This is a genomic window from Bradyrhizobium sp. 62B (assembly GCF_030272265.2).
In the GTDB taxonomy this organism is placed as follows: Bacteria; Pseudomonadota; Alphaproteobacteria; order Rhizobiales; family Xanthobacteraceae; genus Bradyrhizobium.
This window is the reverse complement of record NZ_CP092841.2, coordinates 1308240-1329340: the sequence shown is the minus strand read 5'-3', so window position 1 is coordinate 1329340 and position 21101 is coordinate 1308240. Positions and strand designations below refer to the sequence as shown.

24 protein-coding genes and 1 tRNA gene are annotated in these 21101 nt (G+C 64.9%); 11 read left to right on the top strand and 14 right to left on the bottom strand.

The genetic code is table 11. The annotated features are described in order from the left end of the window. Window positions 1-143 precede the first annotated feature (143 nt). Entirely contained in the window at window positions 144-707 is a 564-nt protein-coding gene (locus ML401_RS06365; protein WP_285810701.1) for a chlorite dismutase family protein, read from the top strand. Here the strand turns inward: ML401_RS06365 and ML401_RS06360 are convergent. After that, window positions 704-1102, bottom strand: a complete 399-nt coding sequence (locus tag ML401_RS06360) for a gamma-glutamylcyclotransferase (protein WP_285810699.1) — start codon at window positions 1100-1102, stop codon at window positions 704-706. The genes ML401_RS06365 and ML401_RS06360 overlap by 4 nt on opposite strands. Window positions 1103-1176: 74 nt before the next feature. Here ML401_RS06360 and ML401_RS06355 point away from each other — a divergent pair, with 74 nt between their 5' ends. After that, the gene (locus ML401_RS06355; protein WP_285810697.1) at window positions 1177-1983 is read left to right on the top strand and encodes an N-formylglutamate amidohydrolase; all 807 of its coding nucleotides are present in this window, start codon (window positions 1177-1179) and stop codon (window positions 1981-1983) included. Here ML401_RS06355 and ML401_RS06350 read toward each other — a convergent pair. From ML401_RS06350 to ML401_RS06340, 3 genes are all read right to left on the bottom strand, one after another. Then, window positions 1980-2963, bottom strand: coding sequence for a DUF3592 domain-containing protein (locus ML401_RS06350; RefSeq protein ID WP_285810695.1), 984 nt, complete (start codon window positions 2961-2963; stop codon window positions 1980-1982). The genes ML401_RS06355 and ML401_RS06350 overlap by 4 nt on opposite strands. Window positions 2964-3046: 83 nt before the next feature. Further along, on the bottom strand, window positions 3047-3667 hold the full coding sequence (locus ML401_RS06345) for a LysE family translocator (protein WP_211418424.1): 621 nt from the start codon (window positions 3665-3667) through the stop codon (window positions 3047-3049). Window positions 3668-3734: 67 nt separating this feature from the next. Beyond that, on the bottom strand, window positions 3735-5183 hold the full coding sequence (locus ML401_RS06340) for an LVIVD repeat-containing protein (protein ID WP_259216189.1): 1449 nt from the start codon (window positions 5181-5183) through the stop codon (window positions 3735-3737). Between the two features lie 129 nt (window positions 5184-5312). Here ML401_RS06340 and ML401_RS06335 point away from each other — a divergent pair, with 129 nt between their 5' ends. The 3 genes from ML401_RS06335 to ML401_RS06325 are packed head-to-tail and all read left to right on the top strand — an operon-like array spanning window position 5313 to window position 6599. Next, on the top strand, window positions 5313-5627 hold the full coding sequence (locus ML401_RS06335; RefSeq protein ID WP_211418843.1) for a helix-turn-helix transcriptional regulator: 315 nt from the start codon (window positions 5313-5315) through the stop codon (window positions 5625-5627). Further along, window positions 5620-6087 (top strand): SRPBCC family protein, encoded by a 468-nt coding sequence (locus tag ML401_RS06330; protein WP_212068039.1) that lies wholly within the window; start codon window positions 5620-5622, stop codon window positions 6085-6087. The genes ML401_RS06335 and ML401_RS06330 overlap by 8 nt, the downstream gene beginning before the upstream one ends. Continuing rightward, window positions 6087-6599, top strand: coding sequence for an SRPBCC family protein (locus ML401_RS06325; protein ID WP_285810693.1), 513 nt, complete (start codon window positions 6087-6089; stop codon window positions 6597-6599). The genes ML401_RS06330 and ML401_RS06325 overlap by 1 nt, the downstream gene beginning before the upstream one ends. A 205-nt stretch (window positions 6600-6804) precedes the next feature. On the opposite strand, the gene ML401_RS06320 is transcribed toward ML401_RS06325, so the two are convergent. Next, on the bottom strand, window positions 6805-7578 hold the full coding sequence (locus tag ML401_RS06320) for a DUF2189 domain-containing protein (protein WP_212068037.1): 774 nt from the start codon (window positions 7576-7578) through the stop codon (window positions 6805-6807). A 260-nt stretch (window positions 7579-7838) separates the two neighbouring features. On the opposite strand from ML401_RS06320, the gene ML401_RS06315 reads away from it, so the two are divergent. Then, on the top strand, window positions 7839-10067 hold the full coding sequence (locus tag ML401_RS06315) for an ATP-binding protein (protein ID WP_285810691.1): 2229 nt from the start codon (window positions 7839-7841) through the stop codon (window positions 10065-10067). On the opposite strand, the gene ML401_RS06310 is transcribed toward ML401_RS06315, so the two are convergent. From ML401_RS06310 to ML401_RS06280, 7 genes are all read right to left on the bottom strand, one after another. Further along, window positions 10068-10511 (bottom strand): hypothetical protein, encoded by a 444-nt coding sequence (locus ML401_RS06310; protein ID WP_211418431.1) that lies wholly within the window; start codon window positions 10509-10511, stop codon window positions 10068-10070. Window positions 10512-10513: 2 nt separating this feature from the next. Beyond that, a complete protein-coding gene (locus ML401_RS06305) occupies window positions 10514-10882 on the bottom strand; it encodes a nuclear transport factor 2 family protein (protein WP_285810689.1) in 369 nt (122 codons plus the stop codon). Window positions 10883-10961: 79 nt separating this feature from the next. Next, on the bottom strand, window positions 10962-11429 hold the full coding sequence (locus tag ML401_RS06300; RefSeq protein ID WP_211418433.1) for a MarR family winged helix-turn-helix transcriptional regulator: 468 nt from the start codon (window positions 11427-11429) through the stop codon (window positions 10962-10964). 8 nt (window positions 11430-11437) lie between these two features. Further along, a complete protein-coding gene (locus ML401_RS06295; RefSeq protein WP_285810687.1) occupies window positions 11438-13048 on the bottom strand; it encodes an acyl-CoA synthetase in 1611 nt (536 codons plus the stop codon). A gap of 174 nt (window positions 13049-13222) precedes the next feature. After that, window positions 13223-14359, bottom strand: coding sequence for an epoxide hydrolase family protein (locus tag ML401_RS06290; protein ID WP_285810685.1), 1137 nt, complete (start codon window positions 14357-14359; stop codon window positions 13223-13225). A gap of 127 nt (window positions 14360-14486) precedes the next feature. After that, window positions 14487-14942, bottom strand: coding sequence for a GatB/YqeY domain-containing protein (locus tag ML401_RS06285; protein ID WP_259216158.1), 456 nt, complete (start codon window positions 14940-14942; stop codon window positions 14487-14489). A 51-nt stretch (window positions 14943-14993) separates the two neighbouring features. Then, entirely contained in the window at window positions 14994-15704 is a 711-nt protein-coding gene (locus ML401_RS06280; RefSeq protein ID WP_285810684.1) for an alpha/beta fold hydrolase, read from the bottom strand. A gap of 146 nt (window positions 15705-15850) precedes the next feature. On the opposite strand from ML401_RS06280, the gene carA reads away from it, so the two are divergent. Both carA and ML401_RS06270 read left to right on the top strand, forming a co-directional pair. Then, complete coding sequence (carA, locus tag ML401_RS06275; RefSeq protein ID WP_285810683.1) at window positions 15851-17041, top strand: glutamine-hydrolyzing carbamoyl-phosphate synthase small subunit; 1191 nt, start codon at window positions 15851-15853, stop codon at window positions 17039-17041. 160 nt (window positions 17042-17201) lie between these two features. Continuing rightward, the gene (locus ML401_RS06270; protein ID WP_194406169.1) at window positions 17202-17723 is read left to right on the top strand and encodes a cupin domain-containing protein; all 522 of its coding nucleotides are present in this window, start codon (window positions 17202-17204) and stop codon (window positions 17721-17723) included. Window positions 17724-17781: 58 nt separating this feature from the next. Here ML401_RS06270 and ML401_RS06265 read toward each other — a convergent pair whose 3' ends face one another. After that, window positions 17782-18303, bottom strand: a complete 522-nt coding sequence (locus ML401_RS06265; RefSeq protein WP_194406168.1) for a Dps family protein — start codon at window positions 18301-18303, stop codon at window positions 17782-17784. A 103-nt stretch (window positions 18304-18406) separates the two neighbouring features. Here ML401_RS06265 and ML401_RS06260 point away from each other — a divergent pair, with 103 nt between their 5' ends. Both ML401_RS06260 and ML401_RS06255 read left to right on the top strand, forming a co-directional pair. Further along, window positions 18407-19108 (top strand): class I SAM-dependent methyltransferase, encoded by a 702-nt coding sequence (locus ML401_RS06260; protein WP_211418440.1) that lies wholly within the window; start codon window positions 18407-18409, stop codon window positions 19106-19108. Window positions 19109-19162: 54 nt separating this feature from the next. Then, window positions 19163-19238 (top strand) — tRNA-OTHER (locus ML401_RS06255). Window positions 19239-19352: 114 nt separating this feature from the next. Here the strand turns inward: ML401_RS06255 and ML401_RS06250 are convergent. Beyond that, the gene (locus tag ML401_RS06250; RefSeq protein WP_063197133.1) at window positions 19353-19724 is read right to left on the bottom strand and encodes a helix-turn-helix transcriptional regulator; all 372 of its coding nucleotides are present in this window, start codon (window positions 19722-19724) and stop codon (window positions 19353-19355) included. Window positions 19725-19838: 114 nt separating this feature from the next. Between ML401_RS06250 and ML401_RS06245 the strand changes: the two genes are divergently transcribed. Further along, window positions 19839-21008 (top strand): MFS transporter, encoded by a 1170-nt coding sequence (locus ML401_RS06245; protein ID WP_285810680.1) that lies wholly within the window; start codon window positions 19839-19841, stop codon window positions 21006-21008. The last annotated feature ends 93 nt before the right edge of the window (window positions 21009-21101 follow it).

Below are 21101 nucleotides of genomic sequence, written 5' to 3'. Positions count from 1 at the left end.
GAGTCGGACGTTATCGCCAACCGGATAGGCATATAGGGACGGCCCCGGGAAATACGAAGCATGTGTGGCTTCTCCCGGCTATTCACAGGTGAAAGTTTCGACGGAAAGCTTGAACCGCGCCCGGTTCCACGCTTCCATGGGCCATGTTCAGGACGTTTCGCGGCGGCCAGAGCGGGGGCTGGCGGGTGACCTCGGTTGCAGCAGTGACGGGCGAGCCCCTGCCCTTCGTACCGGCGCTGTCGGTCACCGACAGCGAGGCCGTCTCGTTGCCGCTGGTGCCCTCGCGCAATGCCTGGCGGCTGGTCGGCGTCGCCAGCAGCCTGCGCTACACCGAAAGGCCTGAGAAGCAGCAGCTCGTCGCCGTGCAGGCCGGGCTCGGCCGGGTGGAGGCCACCAGCGCGGCGCTGATCCCGATCCGCAAATCGCAGGCCTGGTGGGATCTGACGCAGGAAGAACGGCGCCAGATCTTCGAGGACAGATCGCACCACATCGCGAGCAGTCTTCGTTTCCTGCCCGCCATCGCGCGCCAGCTCTATCATTGCCGCGACCTCGGCGGCCCCTTCGACTTCCTCACATGGTTCGAATTCGCCCCGGCGCACGCCTCGCTGTTCGAGGAGCTGGTCGCGATGCTCAGGCAGACTGAGGAGTGGCGCTACGTCGAGCACGAGGTCGACGTGCGCTTGGTGAAGGAAGTGCTGTCGGCTTAATGCTCCAGGAATCGCCCGGACTCGATGCGCGGCAGATCGGTGACCGGCCAGTTGTAGACGTAGGTCCAGGCCTTCTCCGTGCCACCATCCGGCAGCGTCACGTCGACCAGCCGGCGCAGATATTCGGTCGGCTCGGGAAAGCCCTCGCCGCAGGCCTCGTACATGTCGAGCTCGGCCAGCAGCTCGTCAGGCACGCGCATCCGGAAGAGCTCGCCATGGACGATGTCGGTGGCCGTCTCCGACAGCAGCAATCCCGGATAGTGCTTCACCAGAACCAGCCGGCCGCGGCAGGTCGCCTCGCCCAGAAAATCCGCGTGCCCCGCCAGCAGCCGCGCCATCGGATGGTCGAAGCCGCGCATCAGGGTGCCGTAGACGAAGAGGCGATCGGAGGTCATGCTGTTCTAACGTTGCGACGTCGGTGCAATATCGTTACTCGTTTCAACACGTAATCGTTTCATAGGCAATCAGGATGGACCTGCATACGGCCGAGGCGACGGATCAACTGCTCGGCGAGGGCGACATTGCTCCCGTGCATGAGGTGAATGCGGAGGGACGATCGCCCTTCCTGCTCACCTCGGATCATTACGGACGGGCGCTGCCGCGCGCGCTCGGCGACCTCGGCATCGCGGAAAGCGAGCTCGTCAGGCACATCGGCTGGGACATCGGCATTGCCGGCGTCGCCGAACACCTCGCGGCGCTGCTGGACGCCCATCTGATCGCGCAGCGCTATTCGCGGCTCGTGATCGACTGCAACCGCCCCCCTGCCGCGGCAAGCTCGATCCCGGTCATCTCCGAGGCGACGGCGATTCCGCGCAACGTGGGCATCTCGGATGACGAGCGCGAGGCGCGGCGGCGCGAGATCTTCGAGCCCTATCATGATCGCATCGATGCCGCGATCGACACCCGCCTGCACGCCAAGCGGCCGACCGTGCTGGTGTCGCTGCACAGCTTCACGCCAGTCTATGCCGGCGTCGCGCGGCCCTGGCACATCGCCGCGCTCTACAACCGCGACACCGTGCTGCCGCAGCTCCTGCTCAGGCATCTGCGCGCGGAAGGCGATCTCGTCGTCGGCGACAACGAGCCTTATGCGGTCAGCGACCTCACCGACTACACCATCCCGGTCCACGGCGAAGGACGCGGCCTCGTCAACACCGGCATCGAGATCCGGCAGGATCTGATCACGGACCCCTCCGGCCAGCGGCAATGGGCCGAACGGCTGGCGCGGATCCTTGGCGAGATCGAGAGGGAGCTGCGGCCGGAACTGCTGGTCGGTTAGCCGCCGCGCGTTGCGACGAACAGCGCGAGCGCGGCGAAGATCGCGGCGATGCCCCACAGCAGCCAGGCGATACGGCTCGCGCCGTTTGCATCGAGCGTTGCCTCGACCGGGTTGTCGGGATTGACGCGGACCTCGACGGTCGCGCCGTCCTGGTAGCGCGCCATGAGCTTCTTTAACATCTTCTCGGACCCCGACGGGGTGCCGGCCGCAACGCGCGCGCATTCATTGGTGTAGCTGACGTTCTGGTAGCGATAGGTGTAGGTCACGCGCCTGCCGAACATCTCGGTACCGCGGCGCTCGCCCGGCTCGCTGGCCTCGTAATAGTGCTCGGGCGCCGACAGCTTGATCGTGCCCTGCACGACCGGCCAGCGTGCCGCCATCGACGCCTGACGTCGCACCCCATATCCCATCAGTGCGATAACGAGGCCGAACGCGCCGAGGCCGACGACGAGGCCCGCGAGATCGGGCCGGGCGATGTGGCGCGCGAGGTATGCATAAGTCTGGTTGAGCCCGAACGCCGAGCCGAACACGATGCCAAGCACGATCGCCGTGCCGATGCCGAGGCAGCCCCACAGTCCCTTGGGCAGGTCGCGCTCCAGCACGGCCTGCTCGGGATGGCGCGGATTGTAGTAGACGGTGACGATGCTTCCGGCGGGATACTTTGCGAGCTTCTCGGCGACCTCGAAATTGCCGAGATCCTCGCCGATCGAGATGCGGCTACCGCGCAGCTTGCGGCCGCCGACCGCATATTCGTAAGTCACGTTCGCAAAATTGCGTTTCTCGAGGCGATAGCCGTCCTCGCGGTCGCTGTCGGAGACCCTGACCTCGCGCACCTCGGCGACCGAGACAACGACCTTACCCGGCGCCAATAGCCAGCCTCGCGCCTCGCGCACCTGCCAGGTCTTGACGATGGCGGTAACCAGGAGGAGTCCAAGTGGCGCGAGCAGCATCGCATAGACGGTCCAGGGCAGATCGGGCACGGCGAAAACCTTCGTCAGCGGCAATGTCCGATTGGACGCATCGCCGCTGCAAATGGTTCAAGCCAAGACGTGTCCGCGGAAGGTTATTTCGCCCGGGTCAGCGCCAGCCAGATGCCGCCGCCGATCATGAAGCCGCCGGAGATGCGCGACATCATCCGCGTGCGGCGCGCCGAGAAGAATTTTCGCGCGCGGCCGGCGGCGATGGCGTAGAGCGCATCCGTCATCACGGCGGTGACCATGAAGGTCGCACCCAGGAGCGCGACTTGCGGAAAGTGCGGCTGGTTCATGTCCATGAACTGCGGGATGAAGGCGCCGAAGAACACCAGCACTTTCGGGTTCGACAGCAGCACCAGAAACCCTTGCAGGAAGAAGCCGCCGCGCGGCGGCGGAGGCGGCGTGTCGACATCAACGCCCTCGACCGGCGCCCAGATCAGCTTGATGCCGAGCCAGACGAGGTAAGCGGCGCCGGCAAAGCGCACCCAGTCGAACCAATAGCCCATGGTCGCCATCAGCGAGGTCAGGCCGATCGCGACGATGCCGATGACGATGGCAAGCCCGGCTTGCGCACCGGCCACGTTGGTGAGCGCGGCACGCGTGCCGTGGCGCAGGCCGTTGGCGATGACGAGAGTGACGATCGGCCCCGGCAGCAGCGCCAGCGCAATGCAGGCGGCGAGGAAGGCGAGATAGGCTTGCATAGACATCATGGGAGGGACTCGGCTGAAAGCGGTTTGAAGGTATTAATGCATGGGACGAGCGGGAACGGAAGCTCGCTCATCCATTCTTCGCCAAGCCGGCAGCCGCGCGCGCCGCTCCGGTCAGCTCGAGGATGTGCAGGCCGGTATTGGCGCGGTCGACGATGTAGATGTAGCCGCGGTCGTCGGTCTCGACATTGTTGGTCTGGATCGCCACCTTGCAGCGCTCGCCGCCTTCGATGGGAATGCAGCGCTTGTCGGTCGCAGCCGTGATCGCTGGAATGAAATAGCCGACTTCCCGGGGATGATAGGGATCGCGGATGTCGAGAGCGCGCACGCCGGCATTGAAGAAGGCGATGAAGGCCATCTTCTTGTAGTAGACCGGCGCCATGCTCTCGTTCGATGAATGCGCGCCGAACCGGCCGCCGCGCTGGCAGAACTGCCCGCTCGCCTCCGGCACGGTGTAGCTCGAGATCATCATCGGCCGCGTCTCGGTGGTGACGTCGGCGAACCACACCATCTGCCTGGCTTCACCGCATTCGTTGAGGATCGCCTCGTCCACGATCATGACGATGTCGCGGGTCTTGCCGTCCTTGTCCTCGGAAAATTCGGCGATGGGCATGTCGAGCATCGGAAATGTCGTGTGCGCGCCGTTGAAGGCGGACATCGGCAGGCGCGAAATCTCGGGATAGCGCAGATTGTCCGGCGTCGGCTGCTTCGGTCCGCTCAGCAGCTTGTCGCGGTCGACGATCTGCAAGATGCCGCCCTTGTTGGTGCCGTAGCCGAAATAGACTCGGTTGCCATCGGGACCGGTCGAGATCGGCCCGTGCAGCTCGGTCGGCACCGCGCCGGTCGAGCCGGGCTCCTGGCCCGGCAGGCCGAAGTCGCGGATCTTCTGCGGACGCGCGGGATCGGAGAGATCGTAGACTTGCGTCATGCGCCGGGTGCGCCAGTCGGGCGCGCCCGAGACGAGATAGGCGATGCCGGTGTCGCACTCCCACCAGCTCTTGTGCGTATCCTTCAGGCCGCCAATGCGCGTGATGAGCACCGGACTGGCGGGATCGCTGACGTTCCAGATCTCATGCGCCTCGCTGCCGAAGGTCCTGAGCATGTAGACCGCGTTGGGATCGCCCTTCGGCAACGCCTTGCCGTCGCAGACCCGCACCATCTGTGCGCCGCCGGATTCGTACTTGCCCTCCTGCCCCGGCAGATGCCGCAGATATTTCGGGCGCGCGGGATCGGTGACGTCGACGATCGAGGTGCCGTTCGGCTCGGCCTTGCCCGTCATCGGGTTGACGGGAGCGGGCACGTCGTCGGTGCCGCCGTGATGGCCGATATAAGCGATCCAGCGATCGCCCTGATGATGGATGGTCGGCTGATAGGCGCTGCGCGCCTGCAGGTCGCTGGTGCCCACGAGCTTCATGTTGGACGCTTCGGGCGGCGCGCCGATGGTTTGCTTCTGGGCATGGACCGCCGTGCTGCAAGCAAAAAGGACGAGGCTTGCAGCAGTCAGGACGCAACGAAACATCAAAGTCCTCCCGGAACCAATCTGTGCTGGCTGAGCTTCAACGCTAACATAGCCGAATGCGGGCGACCAAAACACGATTTCGCGGCTCGCGCTTGACATGCAACCATTTGGTTGCGTATTGTCGTCGCCATGGATGAGGTGTTCAAAGCGCTCGCCGATGCATCACGACGCTCGCTCTTGGACCGGCTTCACGCCAGGAACGGCCAGACCCTGAACGAGCTCTGCGAGGGCCTCGCGATGACGCGGCAGGCCGTGACCAAGCACCTTGCGATTCTGGAGGAGGCCAGTCTCGTCACGACCATCAGGCATGGCCGCGAGAAGCTGCACTACCTCAACCCGGTGCCGATCCATCAGATCGGCGAACGCTGGATCAAGAAATTCGAGCGCGGCAAGTTAGCTGCGCTCAGCGAGTTGAAACGCCAGTTGGAGAAGCGCGATGAATAAGCCGGAATTCGTCTACGTGACCTATATCGAGACCACGCCGGAGAAGCTGTGGGAGGCGCTGACGTCGAGCGCGTTCACGCGCCAGTACTGGTTCGACACCGAAGTCAGATCCGACTGGAAGGTCGGCTCGCCCTTTGCCCTCGTGATGGGCGGCAAGGTCACGGACACCGGCGAGATCCTCGAGGCCGACCGGCCGCGGCGACTGTCCTACACGTTCAAGCACGAATTGATGGAGGAGATGCGGAACGAAGCGGCGACGAGGGTCGTCTTCACTCTGGCGCCCTTTGGCAATCTCGTGAAGCTGACGGTGACGCACGAAGGATTCGCCGCGGGCAGCAAGCTGCTCGACGGCATCTCCAAAGGCTGGCCGGCCATCCTGTCCGGGCTCAAGAGCCTGCTGGAAACCGGCAAGGCGCCGACGATCCCGCCCGCCGCGCTCGGCATCGAAGGATTTGCGTGATGAATATCGAGCAATTCAAGCCGCTGACCGTCTACACCATCTACATCGCCTCCACGCCGGAGAAGGTGTGGGAGGCGCTGACCTCGGCGGAGTTCAGCCGAAAGTATTTCTCCGGCTTTGCGGTCGAGATGGAGCCGAAGCTCGGCGGCCGTTTCATCGTGCGCGCACCCGACGGCTCCGAGCACATCAGCGGCGAAGTGTTCGAATACGATCCGCCGAGGAAGCTCACGGTGAGCTGGAACGTCAATTGGCCGGGCCTCGTCGCCAAGCTCGGCTCCACGCTCGTCACCTACGAGATCGAGGCAGCCGGTGAAGCCGTCCGTCTCACCATGAGCGAGCGCCACGACCGCGAGCTCAGCGACGACATCCTGTCCGGCGGCCGCACTGGCTGGCCCGCGATCCTCTCCGGATTGAAGAGCCTGCTGGAGACAGGCAAGGCGCCGCAGATCAAGATGTCCCCGCCGGTGAAGATGCTGGACGCGTTGAAGGCGATGGGGATCAAGACGCCGTAGGTGCGGAGGGACAAGCAGCGGCCGCTTCTTCCCCTCTCCCCCTTGCGGGAGAGGGTGGCTCGCCGCGATAGCGGCGAGACGGGTGAGGGGTATTTATCAACGAGCACTGCTCTCGCATCAGTGCATGCGGATAGGGACCCCTCATCCGGCGCTGCGCGCCACCTTCTCCCACAAGGGGAGAAGGAAGAAGGGCAGCGGAACGACACTACCCGACCGGCGCCACCAGCCGCCGGTAGAGATGCCAGGTCGCATGCCCCAGCACCGGAAGCGTCACGATCAGCCCGAGAAAGTATGGCAACGCCGAGACGATCAGCAGCATCACGATCACGGCGGCCCAGGAGATCATCGGCAGCGGGCTCGTCACCACCGCGCGCACGCTCGTCACCATCGCCGTGACGAAATCGACCTCGCGGTCGAGCAGCAGCGGAAACGACACCACGGTCAGCGAGAACAGGATCAGCGACAGCACGGCGCCGACCGCGTTGCCGATGCCGAGGAACAGCAGGCCCTCATTGGTCGTCAGCACCACCGTCATGAATTCCTGAAGGCTCGAGAACGAGGCGTGCAGGCCGAGCAGCAGCGCGATCAGGAGCCGCACCTGGTACATCCAGACCACGAACACGAACAGCGTGACGAACGCCATCCAGCCGATCTCGCTGCGCGAGCGCACGGCGGACCAGACCGCGCCGAAGGAGACCGGCTCGCCGCGCTCGCGGCGGCGGCTGACCTCGTAGAGGCCGATGGCCACGAACGGTCCGATCAGCGCGAAACCTGCCGCCAGGGGATAGACCAGATAGACCATGCCGAAGGCGGTGAAGCACAGCATGATGGCGATGCCGCCGGCCGCGTAAAGGACGCCGAAGCAGAGACCGTACAGCGGCAGCGCCTGGAAATCGCGCAGGCCCTCGACCAGCGCCTCGGCGATGTCGGTCACCGCGACGGGACGGACCACCGGATCGACCTTGCCCGAGATGGACATCAGCATTCCTCCCCACATCGGCGCGATCTTTCGTCGCGCGCAGATTGAACGCGATATTAGCGTTGCCGCCCGCGGGCGCAACTTGACGGCCGATGACGGGGCGAGAACGGCGCCGGCCCACGAAGGCGACAAGGCGGCGGCTCGAATTCTTTAGTCTTCTGTGCGATTTTCGAGCAGATTCCTATGGACTGCACAGACAATCGTCCGCAAATTTTACCTTCAAGCCGCGCGCGTGACGATCAGAACAGACCGCCCAACAGATGAGCCTGCGTACCCGGTTACTGATCCTCGTCATCGCGGCCATGCTCGTGCCGGCGATCCTGGTCGGGCTGCGGTTCATGCAGAACCGAGCCAGCGAGATCGACGCCGCGCTGGCCAATCTGGCCGCATCCGCCGACGACATCGCAAGTGATCTCGGCGAGAAGATTCAGGGCACCGCCCAGCTCCATTATGGGCTCGCCCGGGCCCGCGACCTCGACACGCGCGACAAGGCGGCGTGCTCGGCATTTCTGTCGGATGTCCGCGAGGAATATCCGCAGTTCACGGGTATCCTGACCATCGATCCCGACGGCCACCTGTTCTGCGACTCGCTGCGGACCAACCGCACGCTCGACCTGAACGACCGCGGCTATTTCAAAGAGGTCAAGACCCTTCAAGGCGTCGTCGCAGTCGAGCCGGTGTTCGGCCGCCTCACCGGCCTGTCCGTGCTCCAGATCGCCTATCCCGTGCGATCGGAGACAGGAGCGCTGAAGTTCGTGCTGCTCGCGTCCTTCAACCTGAACAAGTTCGCCGAGTTTCACGACAAGCGGCTGCTCGCGGAGAAGGACATCCTGTTCGTCGACGCTAAGGGAACGGTGCTGGCCGCCCCCAAGGGCGGCGGCTGGAGCGTGCCCGTCGGCGGATCGATCGCCGGCTCCGACCTGTTCCGCTTCGCCGCAGCGCCCGATGGCGAGCCATTTCGAGAGGTCACCGACGGCGGGGGCCGGACCCGGATATGGGGCGTTGCCCGCTCGCCCGCGATCCGCAAGGCCGGCCTCTACATCCTGGTCGGGCGATCCAAGGACGTCCTGGTCGCGGCCGCGAACCGCCGACTTTACGAGGACATGGCAATTCTCGCGGTGGCCTCGCTGCTGCTCCTCGGCGGCCTCTGGATCCTCACGACCGTGAGCATCGGACGTCAGGTCGGGCGGCTCGCTGCCATGGCGAAGCGCCTGGGGCGCGGTGATCTCAGCGCGCGCATTCCAGAGCCTCACCCGGGCGGAGAGCTCGGCGGGTTGATGACCCTGCTCAACAGCACGGCGGAATCGCTCGAGCAGCAGCGTGCCGCAATCGCCGATCTCAGCCACAAGCTCAGCCAGTCCCAGAAGATGGAAGCGATGGGCCAGCTCACCGGCGGCGTGGCGCATGATTTCAACAATCTCCTGACCGTCATTCTCGGCAATTCGGAACATCTCGCCGACAGGCTGGCGGGCAACAAGGAATTGCATCGGATCGCCAACGACATTGCGACCGCCGCCGAGCGCGGCTCCGACCTGACACGAAGCCTTCTCGCTTTCGCGCGCAAGCAGCCGCTAAGACCGCGAGAGATCGACATTGCCGAGCAGGTCACCGGCATGAAGCAGCTTCTTCGGAGGACGCTGGGCGAGCACATCGAATCGAGCTTCACATTCGCGCCCGATCTGTGGCTCGCCAGCGTCGATCCCGGCCAATTGGCCACCGCCGTGCTCAACCTCGTGCTCAACGCGCGCGATGCGATGCCTGACGGCGGCAAGCTGATGGTCGAGGTGAGCAACGCATCGCTCGGTGAGACCGACATCGACGTCAACGGTGAAGCGCGTCCGGGCGATTACGTCATGCTGTCCGTGAAGGACACCGGAAGCGGCATGAGCAGCGAAGTGTTGGGACGCGCATTCGAGCCGTTCTTCACGACCAAGGAGGTCGGCAAGGGGACCGGCCTCGGCCTGAGCATGGTCTACGGGTTTGCACGACAATCCGGCGGACTCGTGCAGATGCAGTCCGAGCCGGGACAAGGCAGCGTCGTCAGGCTGTTCTTTCCCCGTCTCGCAACACCGCCGAGCGAAGATCCGCCTCCCGCGGAGCAGACCGTCACGCAAGCGGACCACGAGACCATTCTCCTCGTCGAAGACGACGACATGGTGCGCGCCTATATCGAGAACGAGCTCAGGACGCTCGGCTACCGCGTCATCACGGCGTCGAACGGGCCCGCGGCGCTGGAATTGCTGCGGCAGAGCGACGACGTCCGGTTGCTGTTCACCGACGTGGTGATGCCCGGCGGCATGTTCGGGCCGGAGCTCGCAAGACAAGCCACCGTGCTGCGGCCCGATCTCAAGGTGCTCTTCACCTCGGGCTACAGCCAGGATCCCGTCAAGACGCCGGACGGGGTCGACGCTCGCATTCTGACAAAGCCGTTCCGACGACAGGATCTTGCCGCGATGCTGCGGTCCGCCCTGGCGGCGGCGCCGCGATAGTCAGAAGCGCGACGCGAGCAGAATCCCCACGGCGAGATTGGCCGCAAACAGACCCGCGTCGATGACGAAGATCCGCAGCATCGGACCCTTCAGCACCGGCCAGTAGGCCACCCCGACGCGGCCGCCGCGCATCAGCACCGGAACGTTGTAGACGAACTGGCTGAAATGGCAGGCGGCAAAGAACAGGAACAGCACGATCTGCGCCTCGACCGGCTGGAAGAAGGACGGACGCGCCGCCAGAAGGTAGAACGACAGCAGACCGATCGGCAGGTTCATGCCGCCGAGGAACGCAACGCTGGCCGCCAGGGTCGGAGCGATCGGATTGCCGCGCTCCTCCCGCGGCAGCAGGATCTTCAGCGTGTTGGTTTGCGCGATGCTGAACTGGACGAAGGCACCGACGAACCAGAGCGTGTTGAGAAGCAGGACGATATCGGAAAGACGCATGGTTATTTCCCGTAAAAGGCTTCGCTGCGTACGACGCGGCCGGCATCGTCGAAATCCATGAACTCGCTGGCGCGGGTGTCGCCGAGCTGCCACCAGACGACCAACCGCGCGATCGTATCGTCCCAGCTCCAGCTCAATATCCTGAGGTCGGCGCTTTCGATGTGGCCATAGGCTTTCCGCCAATAGGCGCGGATGTTTTCGGCACCGCTCACGACCGGCGAGCCGGTCAGCGTCAACGCCAGAGGACTGCGCATCTGCGCGTCCTCGGCGAAATGCGCGACGACGGCGTCGATATCGACCTTGCGCCAGCTCGCGCACCATGCCGCGACAAAGGATTCGGCGGCCGCGCGATTCATCGTCTGTCCGCTCATGACGCGGCCCTCCCCTCGCTCGATGGCGCGGAGAATGGCAAAGCACGATCTTCATGTCAACTACGTTGACTTGAGACTGTCAGTTATGGTCGGCAATCGCCTCCATGACGGCCATCCATGCCGCCGTACTGGACGACCCGGCGCGATCGAACGCCTTGCGCATGACGTTGCGCTCGTGGTCGGAGGCGCGCTGCTCGATGCGCTGGCCGGCGGCCGTCAGGCGCAGCAGCTTCGAGCGATGCTGCTCGGGCGAGCGCTTCGACGTCACGAGCTTGCGCTCCAAGAGCAGATTGAGCGGCCGGTTGAGGGCCTGCTTGGAAATGCCGAGGACCTCGAGCAGCGAGCCGATCGCGATGTCGGGCCGGCGCGCCACCACGTAGAGGATGCGATGGTGCGGACGCGACAGGCCCTGCTTCGCGAGGTATTCGTCGGCTTCCAGCGTCATGCCGCGCCAGCCGTAGTACATGAGTTCGAGCGCCGCATCGAGATCGTGCAGCTTGTCGAGCGAGGCGCGGTGAAGTCCCGCGGCTTGAGAAGTCTTTGCCATCGTGGACGTCAGCCCTTGGCTCGCAGCTCGCGCCGCAGCACCTTGCCCGTCGCCGTCATCGGCAGCGTCTCGGCGAATGCGACGAAGCGCGGATATTCGTGTGCGGCAAGCTGCACCTTGACGAACTCCTGGATCTCGCGCGCCAGCGCGTCGCCGGCGCTGAAGCCGGGCCGCAAGACGATCCACGCCTTGATCGATTCGGTGCGGATCGGATCGGGAATGCCGACCACCGCGGCCATGGCCACCGAGGGATGCTTCATCAGCGTGTGCTCGATCTCGGACGGGCCGACGCGATAGCCCGCGGTGGTGATGACGTCGTCCTCGCGGCTGACGTACCAGAAGTAGCCTTCCTCGTCCTGCACGCCGAGATCGCCGGTGAGCAGGAACGCGCCGGCATATTTCTTCGCTGTCGCATCCGGATTGCGCCAGTATTCGAGCATGGTGACGGGGCACGGCTGGCGCACGCCGATGATGCCGCGCTGGCCGCGCGGCAATTCCTCGCCCTTGTCGTTGACGATGCGGACGTCGAAGCCCGGCGTCGCCTTGCCCATCGCGCCGGGGCGGATCGGAAACAGATTGGAGTTGCTGCCGATCACGAGATTGCACTCGGTCTGGCCGAACACCTCATGCGCGTCGATGCCGAAGGTTTCGCGTACCCAGCCGAGCAGTTCGCCGCCGAGCGATTCCCCGCCGGTGAAGATGCTGCGCAGCTTGACACCCGGATGCTTCACCCCGGCCTGCCGCATCAGCTTGAGCGCCGTCGGCGGCAGGAAGACGTTGCGGACGCCGAGATCGGCCATCATCTGCATCGCCGCCTGCGGCCCGAACTTCCGTGCGCGATGGCCGACGAGGGGGATGCCGTGGTACCAGAACGCGAGCAGGCCGTTGACGAGGCCACCGATCCACGCCCAATCCGCCGGCGTCCACATGAGATCGCCGGGCCTGGGCAGGAAGTTGTGACACATCTCGACGTTCGGGAGATGACCGAGCACGACGCGGTGCGCGTGCAGCGCGCCCTTCGGATTGCCCGTCGTGCCCGAGGTGTAGATGATCAGCGCGGGATCATCCGCGGAGGTATCGACCCGCGCGAAGTTGGGCGAAGCGGCCTTGATTGCACCCCAGAACGACGTCGTGCCCGCCGGTGCACGGTCGCCGACGACATAGACGGTCTTCAATTGCGGCAGGCGATCGCGGATCTTCGCGAGCTTCTCCCAGCCGCCCTCGTCGGTGACGATAGCCTTTGCCTCGGAATTCGACAGGCGAAACTCGAGCGCATCCTCGCCGAACAGCGCGAACAGCGGGATCGAGATCAGGCCGGAGCGGAATGCCGCCATATGCGCGACCGGCAATTCCAGCGACTGCGACAGGAACACCGCGACGCGATCGCCGCGCATAAGCCCGTCCGCCTTCAGCACATTGGCAAAGCGGCGCGACATCTCGGCGACCTCGTCGAAGGAGGTGCGGCTGGTTGCGCCGTTGTCGTCGACATAGACCAGCGCGAGGCGGCCCGAGCCGTCAGCATGGCGATCGCAGCACGCCTCCGCCATGTTGAAGCGCTCAGGGATGTCCCAGCGGAAATTGCAGACGAGTTCGTCGTAGGTTGCGGCTTCGGTCAGCATGGGCCGGATCGTTTCCCGATGTCTTGTTGGTGTGTAGTCTAGAGCCACAGGGGCGCGGAACAAAGTCCCGTCATTCGGGGGCGCCCGCGGGGCGAGCCCGGAATCCATCAAGCCACACGAAACGCCGCCTGATCGATTCCGGGTTCGACGCCAGCGCGTCGCCCCGGGATGACGTTACCGCACCGTCGCAAAGAATTTCCTGACATCCCGCACGAACAGCTCCGGCTGCTCGAACGCGGCGAAATGGCCACCCTTCTCCATCTCGCTCCAATGCGTGATGTCAGGAAAGTTCGGCTCCATCCAGCGCCGCACCGGCGTGATGATCTCCTTGGGGAAGGCGGCCACGCCCGTCGGCACCTTGACGACAGGCGTGGTGCGGCGCTTGCCAAAACTTTCCCAGTAGAGCCGGGCCGATGAGGTCGCGGTCTCCGTCGCCCAATAGAGCATGACGTTGTCGAGCAGCTCGTCCTTGGTGAAGATGTTCTCGGGGTGGCCGTTGCAATCGGTCCAGGCCCAGAATTTTTCCAGGATCCAGGCCGCCTGCCCGCTCGGCGAATCCGTCAGGCCATAGCCGAGTGTCTGCGGCCGCGTCGATTGCTGCTTGGAATAGCCGGAGTCGAGGTCGACATAATGCTTGAGGCCGGCGAGCGCCCGCTTCTCTTCCGCCGTCGGCTCGCCCTCGATGCGCGGTGGCGAGTTGAAGGACAGCGTGATGTGGATGCCGGCGCAATGCGCCGCGTCCTGCGCGCCGAGCGACGTCGTCACCGCCGAGCCCCAGTCGCCGCCTTGCGCGCCGTAGCGCGCATAGCCCAGCCGCTCCATCAGCCTGGCCCAGGTCGCGGCGATGCGGTCGACGCCCCAGCCGGTCTCTTTGGGTTTGGCCGAGAAGCCGAAACCCGGCAGCGAGGGACAGATCACGTGAAACGCATCGGCGGGATCGCCGCCATGCGAGGCGGGATCGGTCAGCGGCGCGATCACCTTCTGGAATTCCACGATCGAGCCGGGCCAGCCATGAGTGATGATCAGCGGCAGCGCGGCCGGCTCCTTGGAGCGTGCGTGAATGAAATGGATGTCGAGCCCGTCGATCTCGGTGGTGAACTGCTCGAAGCGGTTGAGCTTGGCCTCACGCGCTCGCCAGTCATAGTCATTCGCCCAATAGGTGCAGATCTCCCGGATCCATTTCAGCGGCGCGCCCTGGCTCCAGTCGTCGACCAGCTCCGCCTCCGGCCAGCGCGTACGCGCGAGGCGCGATTTGAGGTCGGTGAGGATGTCGTCGCTGATGGCGATGCGGAACGGTTTGATCGCGGTCATCGTGCCTCCCAGTTTCTTTTTGTCATTCCGGGGCGTGCGAAGCACGAACCCGGAATCCATTGAGCAACAGGGCTGGCGGCCTGATGGAGTCCGGGCTCGACGCTTCGCGTCGCCCCGGAATGACGGCCTAGCCCGACAACGCCGCCTTCACCAAACCGCTGGCCTTCCCAAAATCCATCTGGCCGGCGTATTTCGCGCGCAGCACGGCAATCACCTTGCCCATGTCTTTCATGCCGGCTGCGCCCGTCTCGGCGATCGCATCCGCGATCGCCTTCCTCACCTCGTCGTCGGCCATCTGCTTCGGCAAGTACGCCGAGATCACCGCGATCTCCTCGCGCTCCTGGGCCGCGAGCTCGGCGCGGCCACCCTTGTCGTAGAGCTCGACCGATTCCTGGCGCTGCTTGATCATCTTCTGAAAGACACCGAGCAGATCGGCGTCAGACAGCGGCGGCTTGCCCTGGCCGCGCGCCTCGATGTCGGCGTTCTTGATGGTCGAGTTGACCATGCGCAGCGTGGACAGCTTGCGCTCGTCCTTGGCCTTCATGGCCTCCTTGACCGCATTGTTGATGTCGTCGCGCAGCATGATCGTGATCCCTTCGAATATCTGAGGCCTGATCTAGGCCGTTCGTGGCGCCTAGACAACCTCGGTTCCGAGCCATTCGGTGAGCGCACGCACTGTCGCGTCCGGCTGCTCGGCTTGCGGCAGGTGTCCGCAGCGCTCGAGAACCTTGAGCCTTGCGCCGGCGATGCCCTCGGCCATCTCTATCGAGAACGCGTTGGGAATGGTGTTGTCGGCATCGCCCGTCAGCACCAATGTCGGACAGCTGATGGCGGAAAGCGTCGGGCGCGAATCCACCCGCGCGATGATCGCGGCCTGCTGCCGCAGATATCCCGCGACGCCGACATCCTCGTCCTGCGCATGAACCAGCTCGAGGATCTCGGCATCGTCGCGTCGCGACGGATGCACAAGCTCCGGAAAGCTCTCCTCGCGGATGGCGCGGAGCTCGCCGCGCCTGGCGCGCTCCATCAGGCCGCGGCGGCGTGCGGTCGCCTCGGCGGTGTCGGGCCGGGCCTGGGTGTTGATCAGTGCGAGTTTCACAACCCGCTCGGGTGCCTGACGCATGATCTCGAGCGCGATGTAGCCGCCCATGGAATGGCCGGCGAGCGCGAAGCGCGGCGGCGCCTCGCTCAGCACCCGGGCCGCGATCGCCGCCATGCTGTCATCGCGGATATGGTTGGCGATCATCACCGGGCCGAACCGCCGCAGCGCCGGGACGACGGGGGCATAGATCCGGGCCGAGGAGGCCAACCCCGGAACCAGCACGATCGGGGTGGTCTGGTCCATTATTGCCTCGCAAGCCCCTCAAATTGCCGGAAATTATGCGACCGAGCTTAAGCGGCCGAGGAGGCCTGTCAAATATGCAAAAACGCATGTGAATCGGGCCTCTCCCGCTTTGACGGCGGCGCCCGCGGAGACTATGAAACGCGCTCATGACACAACATGACAACGATCCCGCCTGGCCGGACCACAAACCGACCGCGCTGTTGGTGCTTGCCGACGGCACGGTGCTCGAAGGCTTTGGTCTCGGCGCCGAAGGCCACGCCGTCGGTGAAGTCTGCTTCAACACCGCGATGACCGGCTATGAGGAGATCCTCACCGATCCCTCCTATGCCGGCCAACTCATCACCTTCACCTTCCCGCATATCGGCAATGTCGGTACCAACGAGGAAGACATCGAGACGGTGAACATGGCGGCAACGCCGGGCGCGCGCGGCGTGATCCTGCGCACCGCGATCACCGATCCCTCGAACTACCGCGCCACCAAGCATCTCGACCAGTGGCTGAAGGCACGCGGCATCATCGGTCTCTCCGGCATCGACACCCGCGCGCTGACCGCACTGATCCGCAGCAAGGGCATGCCCAACGCCGTGATCGCGCACGCCAAGAACGGCGAGTTCGACCTGCATGGCCTCAAGGAAGAAGCGCGCGAATGGCCCGGCCTCGAAGGCATGGACCTCGTGCCGATGGTCACGAGCGGCCAGCGCTTCACCTGGGACGAAACGCCCTGGCTGTGGGACAAGGGCTTTGGCCGCCAGGACAAGCCGGAGTTCAACGTCGTCGCCATCGACTACGGCATCAAGCGCAACATCCTGCGCCTGCTCGCCGGCGTCGGCTGCAAAGTGACGGTGGTGCCGGCGACGACCTCGTCCGAAGACATCCTGGCGATGAATCCGGACGGCGTGTTCCTATCCAACGGTCCGGGCGATCCGGCTGCGACCGGCAAATATGCCGTGCCTGTCATCCAGGACGTCATCAAGTCGGGCACGCCGACCTTCGGCATCTGTCTCGGCCACCAGATGCTGGGCCTGGCCGTCGGCGCCAAGACCAAGAAGATGCATCAGGGCCATCACGGCGCCAACCACCCCGTGAAGGACGAGACCACCGGCAAGGTCGAGATCACCTCGATGAACCACGGCTTTGCGGTGGACGAGGCAACGCTGCCGAAGGGAGCGACGCAGACCCACATCTCGCTGTTCGATGGGTCCAACTGCGGCATCCAGCTCGACGGCAAGCCGGTGTTCTCGGTGCAGTACCACCCCGAGGCCTCACCGGGTCCACGCGACTCGCACTATCTGTTCCAGCGCTTTGCGGACCTGATGCGGCAGAAGAAGAGCGCGTAGGGCGCGCTCTTCCGCAGCTGCTTTGACGACATCGAGCCCGGGCCTTGTCCCGGGCTCTTGTCATTCCGGGCTCACGCGTCGCCCCGGATTGACGGAGGAGCGAGGAACGCCGCCTCACGCCCCTCGTTGATCCCTGCTAGATTCGCGCAGGAGCCCCGCCATGTCCGTCGTCCGCGACAACGCCGAGCCACTCGCCATCGTGTTCGAGGACGACGGCCTTACGCCGAACAACATCCGTCCGTTCCTGGTCTACCAAGCCGCGGTGAAGCTTGATCCGAAGCAGCCGGAAGCGACCATCGAAGATCTGTTCGAGGCGAACGGCTGGGGCGGCACCTGGCGCAACGGCGTCTACGATTATCTGCATTATCACGCGACGGTGCACGAGGTGCTCGGCGTCGCGCGCGGCAGCGCCCGCGTCCGCTTCGGCGGCGACCACGGCCAGGAGCTGGACATCAAGGCCGGCGACGTCGCGATCCTGCCTGCCGGCACCGGGCATCAATGCATCAAGGCGAGCAACGATTTCTGCGTGATCGGCGCCTATCCGCCAGGCAGCAAGATGGAGATCACAAGGGCGACGCCGGAGAACCACGCCAAGGCGCTGAAGACGATTCCGCAAGTCGCGCTGCCGCCCGCGGATCCCGTGACGGGGAAGGATGGCGCGTTGATGAGGCTGTGGCGATAGCCAGGAGAAAGGTGCCGTAGGTGGGTTACGCCTTCCAATCCACCTACGGCAGCACCCCTTACGCCTCGTTGCCACCTTCCTGCCGCGTCGCCTCGAACAGGAACCACGTCCGCCGCTCGGTCTCGTCGATGAAGACTTCGAGGATGCTGGCGCTGGCGACGTCGCCGGCATCGTCGCAGACCTCATGGGCTTTGCGCATCGCGGCTGCGACGTGCTTGTTGTCCTGCATCAGCTCGCGCAGCATCTCGCGCGGCGGGACGTAGTCCTCGTTGTTGTCCTTGATGGTCTGGAGCTTTGCGACCTGGCCGATCGACTTCAGCGTGGTGCCGCCGATCTTGCGGACGCGCTCGGCAAGCTGGTCGGTGGTGGCGAAGATCTGGTCCGACTGCTCGTCGAGCAGCAGATGGTAGTCGCGGAAATGCCGACCGCTGATGTGCCAGTGGAAGTTCTTGGTCTTCAGATACAGCGCGAAGGCGTCGGCCAGAAGCACGTTGAGCGCCTCCGAGACCTTCTTGACCCCGTCGGGCGACAGATCGGTGGGGGTATCGAGATCGGGCGAGACCTTGTTGGTTTTGCTCACGGGAGACCTTCCTGTTAGGACGCGGACATTGACGGCGCGCCGTCGCACCCCTAACGCAAGGCGGGCAGCGCGGTTCCCAGACAGGAACCGCTGGGCGGATACCATGGACGATTGGATCGATTATTACGACTCGACGCATACGATCTATGTCAGCAAGCTGCATCGTGACTTGCACTTCCAGATCATCGCGCGGGACATTATCGGCTACATCGCCTCGCCCGAGGCGACCGTGCTCGACTACGCCTGCGGCGAGGCGTTGTCGGCGAACCAGGTGGCGGCCGCCTGCGGCAAGCTGATCCTGGCCGAGCCAGCGCCCGGCGTGCGCGGCCGGCTGATCGCGCGCTTTGCCCCGAACACCAAGATCCGCGTCCGCTCGCTCGACGACGTCCGCAATATGCAGGACCAATCCATCGACCTCGTGGTGATGAACTCGGTCGCGCAATACATGGCGCCGGAGGAGCTCGATGCCGCGCTCCTCAACATCCGCCGGATCCTGCGGCCCTCCGGCAAGCTGGTGCTGGGGGACATCCTGCAGCCCAATGTCGGCATGTTCAGGGATGTCATGGCGCTGCTCGGCTTCGGCCTGCGCCACGGTTTTCTGAAGGACGCGCTGATCGGGCTAATCAGCACCGCGCTGTCGGATTATCGTCAACTGCGCACGCGCATCGGGCTGCAGCGCTACAGCGAGGACGAGATCACCGCCAAGCTGAGCGCAGCCGGCTTCGCGGTCCAGCGCGCCCACACCAATATCGGCCATAATCGCTGGCGCATGACCTTCATCGCGCGGCCGCCCCTGGTTCGTTAAGCATAACAATTAGCCGTTGTGGCTTGTCGCACTGCAATCGGACATGATCGCTGTGGCCCGGTGGCGGAAGCGTCTACGCGAGGGCGGTGCAACGCTCTTCATCCTGGTTCAAATCCAGGCCGGGTCTCCACTTTTCGCCCCTACGGGGCTGCGCGTGGCGCAGTCACGCGAGTCCCGAAGGGACGAAGCGTGTCCGGCGTAGCTGGAGCGAAGCGCAAGCGAAGACGGACTGCCCGCTCGAACCTCAATCCGCCTCGACCACATCCCCCTCCGACAACAAGTGCAGCCGCTCGGCATCCTTGGCCGCGGAGCCGATCACCGCGTCCAGCAGGCCCGGAAAGCGTGCATCCAGATCCTCGCGGCGCAATCGCATGAAGCGATTGGTGCCGGCCACGCGCGTCTGCATCAGGCCGCATTCGCGCAGCTTGGCGAAGTGATAGGCAAGGTTCGACTTGCCCCCGAGCCCACTGAAATCGCCGCAGCAGAGTTCGCTGCTGACACGTTCCTGCGCTGCGAGCTGGTACACGATTGCCAACCGGATCGGATCGCTGAGGCAATCCAGAACCATCGGCAGCTCGATCTGCTCGCGGGTGGGGTGGAGAGGCGTGCGGCTCATGACCCTGAGATCATAGCGATGCGGCCGCATTGTTCAATAGTTCTTGAACAGATTGACATCGCCACCTTTGTACATTCAATTGTTCAATAAGCGTTGAACTAGGGATGTGGTCCAATGAGCGTGTTCTGGCTGGCCTTGGGAGCCTTTGCGATCGGTACTGAAGGCTTTGTGATTGCTGGGCTTTTGCCTGCAATCGCGGGTGATCTGTCGATTTCGGTCCCCGCCGCCGGCCAGCTCGTCACCGCCTACGCCCTCACCTATGCCGTGGGCTCCCCGATCCTGGCGGTGGCGCTGAACAATATCGACCGCCGCACCGTGCTGGCCCTGGCGCTGACGACCTTCATCGCCGGAAACCTCGCAGCGATGGTGGCTTCGAATTACGCCCTGCTGCTCGCCTCCCGGATGCTGATGGCGCTGGGTTCGGGCCTGTGCATGCCGACGGCCCTCGCCGTGTCGATCGCCATCGCATCGCCCGAACGGCGGGGCCGCGCGGTGGCGCTGGTCACCTCCGGACTCACGGTCGCGACTGTCATTGGCGTTCCCCTCGGCAATCTCGTCGGCAGCCTGCTCGGCTGGCGCGCGACCTTTGCCATGGTTGCCCTGATCGGCGCTGTCGCGCTCGCGGGCCTCCTGCTCGGCCTGCCCCGCGGCCTGCCGCGCAACACGGCTTCGCTCGGCGAGCGGCTCGCGGTGGCGCGCCACGGCAATGTCGTGGTCGCACTTTTGATCACGATATTATGGGCGCTCGGCGGCTTCACCGTATTCACCTATTTCGCGGTTCCACTGCGCAATCTCGGCTTCGACGCCTCGCAGATCAGCCTGGCATTGCTGGTGTTTGGCGGCGCGGCGGCGATCGGCAACATGCTTGGTGGCGTCCTGGCCGACCGGCTCGGCACGCTCACGACCGCAGCGCTCGGGCTCGCCGGCATGGCGAGCGCCCTCATCCTGCATTCGCTGGCCCTGAAGCTGATGCCCGGCCAGGCCCATTACGCCGTGCTGGGCGCGATCTTCCTCTGGGGCATCTCGGGCTGGGCGTTCTATCCAGCCCAGATCGCCAGCATCATCCGGATCGAGCCGCAGGCCTCGATGATCGCCCTCTCGCTCAACGCCTCCGCCATGTATCTCGGCTTCGCCATCGGCGGGGCCCTCGGCGGCGCGGTGCTGGCCACCCTGTCGCCCAACGACCTCGGCTGGATCGGCGGTGTGAGCGTAGCGGCCTCGCTTCTGGTGCATCTCGCCCGCGGCTGGCAGGCCCGGCCAAAACCAGTCAAAATTGCCGGTTGATGGGCGTTTTTCGGGGTTTCGCCGCCCCAAAAACTGGTCTAAGACCCACCCGCGCGCGAGGGAGACCACCGCGCTCTCGGCCACAGGGACGCG

Excerpts from the sequence above, each read along its gene's own strand:
- ML401_RS06365 (WP_285810701.1), top strand. The coding sequence starts at position 144 with ATGTTCAGGACGTTTCGCGGCGGCCAGAGCGGGGGCTGGCGGGTGACC.
- ML401_RS06360 (WP_285810699.1), bottom strand. The coding sequence starts at position 1,102 with ATGACCTCCGATCGCCTCTTCGTCTACGGCACCCTGATGCGCGGCTTC.
- ML401_RS06355 (WP_285810697.1), top strand. The coding sequence starts at position 1,177 with ATGGACCTGCATACGGCCGAGGCGACGGATCAACTGCTCGGCGAGGGC.
- ML401_RS06345 (WP_211418424.1), bottom strand. The coding sequence starts at position 3,667 with ATGATGTCTATGCAAGCCTATCTCGCCTTCCTCGCCGCCTGCATTGCG.
- ML401_RS06340 (WP_259216189.1), bottom strand. The coding sequence starts at position 5,183 with ATGTTTCGTTGCGTCCTGACTGCTGCAAGCCTCGTCCTTTTTGCTTGC.
- ML401_RS06335 (WP_211418843.1), top strand. The coding sequence starts at position 5,313 with ATGGATGAGGTGTTCAAAGCGCTCGCCGATGCATCACGACGCTCGCTC.
- ML401_RS06330 (WP_212068039.1), top strand. The coding sequence starts at position 5,620 with ATGAATAAGCCGGAATTCGTCTACGTGACCTATATCGAGACCACGCCG.
- ML401_RS06325 (WP_285810693.1), top strand. The coding sequence starts at position 6,087 with ATGAATATCGAGCAATTCAAGCCGCTGACCGTCTACACCATCTACATC.
- ML401_RS06320 (WP_212068037.1), bottom strand. The coding sequence starts at position 7,578 with ATGTCCATCTCGGGCAAGGTCGATCCGGTGGTCCGTCCCGTCGCGGTG.
- ML401_RS06315 (WP_285810691.1), top strand. The coding sequence starts at position 7,839 with ATGAGCCTGCGTACCCGGTTACTGATCCTCGTCATCGCGGCCATGCTC.
- ML401_RS06310 (WP_211418431.1), bottom strand. The coding sequence starts at position 10,511 with ATGCGTCTTTCCGATATCGTCCTGCTTCTCAACACGCTCTGGTTCGTC.
- ML401_RS06305 (WP_285810689.1), bottom strand. The coding sequence starts at position 10,882 with ATGAGCGGACAGACGATGAATCGCGCGGCCGCCGAATCCTTTGTCGCG.
- ML401_RS06300 (WP_211418433.1), bottom strand. The coding sequence starts at position 11,429 with ATGGCAAAGACTTCTCAAGCCGCGGGACTTCACCGCGCCTCGCTCGAC.
- ML401_RS06295 (WP_285810687.1), bottom strand. The coding sequence starts at position 13,048 with ATGCTGACCGAAGCCGCAACCTACGACGAACTCGTCTGCAATTTCCGC.
- ML401_RS06290 (WP_285810685.1), bottom strand. The coding sequence starts at position 14,359 with ATGACCGCGATCAAACCGTTCCGCATCGCCATCAGCGACGACATCCTC.
- ML401_RS06285 (WP_259216158.1), bottom strand. The coding sequence starts at position 14,942 with ATGCTGCGCGACGACATCAACAATGCGGTCAAGGAGGCCATGAAGGCC.
- ML401_RS06280 (WP_285810684.1), bottom strand. The coding sequence starts at position 15,704 with ATGGACCAGACCACCCCGATCGTGCTGGTTCCGGGGTTGGCCTCCTCG.
- carA (WP_285810683.1), top strand. The coding sequence starts at position 15,851 with ATGACACAACATGACAACGATCCCGCCTGGCCGGACCACAAACCGACC.
- ML401_RS06270 (WP_194406169.1), top strand. The coding sequence starts at position 17,202 with ATGTCCGTCGTCCGCGACAACGCCGAGCCACTCGCCATCGTGTTCGAG.
- ML401_RS06260 (WP_211418440.1), top strand. The coding sequence starts at position 18,407 with ATGGACGATTGGATCGATTATTACGACTCGACGCATACGATCTATGTC.
- ML401_RS06250 (WP_063197133.1), bottom strand. The coding sequence starts at position 19,724 with ATGAGCCGCACGCCTCTCCACCCCACCCGCGAGCAGATCGAGCTGCCG.
- ML401_RS06245 (WP_285810680.1), top strand. The coding sequence starts at position 19,839 with ATGAGCGTGTTCTGGCTGGCCTTGGGAGCCTTTGCGATCGGTACTGAA.